The sequence below is a fragment of the Pseudomonas jilinensis genome (genome assembly GCF_003586265.1).
In the GTDB taxonomy this organism is placed as follows: domain Bacteria; phylum Pseudomonadota; class Gammaproteobacteria; order Pseudomonadales; family Pseudomonadaceae; genus Halopseudomonas; species Halopseudomonas phragmitis.
In genome coordinates, this window is record NZ_QJSA01000044.1 from 1 (window position 1) to 907 (window position 907).

The 907-nt window shown below is 58.7% G+C and carries 1 protein-coding gene; it reads right to left on the bottom strand.

The window, feature by feature from the left end:
- Positions 1-350 precede the first annotated feature (350 nt).
- Positions 351-719, bottom strand: a complete 369-nt coding sequence (locus C2846_RS18470) for a DUF3304 domain-containing protein (protein ID WP_080049110.1) — start codon at positions 717-719, stop codon at positions 351-353.
- Positions 720-907 lie beyond the last annotated feature (188 nt).

The window sequence follows — 907 nt, forward strand, 5'->3', positions numbered from 1 at the left end:
TAAGCGGCAGGGCCATAGTGTGAATCATGGTTATCCGGCTGGTGCTGGGCATTCATACCTTGAACTCGCTGGTTTCGATCTGCCAATAAGGGGCGTCGTCTTATGGATTGCCACGCCGCTGCGCGGCTCGCAATGACCCGGAATCGATGCTCGACCCCAGACTGTACTCACACAGCCCCAAACCCACCCCACCGTCATTGCGAACGGCCGAAGGCCTGAAGCAATCCATGCGGAGCCTGCCGCAGCTCGGTGCAACTGCTGCCGGCACACGACATCGAGCACTGATCGCCTGGGCTTGCAATAAGCTCTCACTATTCACCTACTACCTCCTCATCAGGAGCCTGTTTGAGTCATTCGTAAGGCGTATCGTGATCGGGGCTCCAGGCAAGGCGTACCTGGTTGTTGGGAAAGAAATGCACGTGCAAATAGCGATCCGCCCGGTCTCGAGGCGGATTAGGCAGCTCCAGCTCATGCCGCTCTTCCTCCAGTCCTCGCTCTATCTGCTCCGGTGTGACGTCCAATATCCACACCACCTTCAAACTATCACCACGGATACGCCAACAGCAGGTGACACCACCATTCCCACCCCAGTTGTCATTAACCCAGTAGCTGAAAATCGGGCGGTCTGTATGGTTGTGGCCAGACAGCGCTGCGCCGCCTGGCCGCTGGTATTGCCACATCACAAAGCTGACAATCAGCGTCAGATAAAACATCAGCATCAAGCTCCAGCGCAGCCAGGTAGGCAGGCTCAGCCAGCGTTGGCGAAAGGTCGTCATCCAGATACCTGGAATTCCTCGCTGGCGGCCAGATCCTTCTCGCGCTCGGCGATGGCCGCTTCCAGCTCAGCTGAGCGCCGGGCCCATTGCTCCGGGGGTAGCGGCTGCGACCAGGCGATGGATTCGGGGCT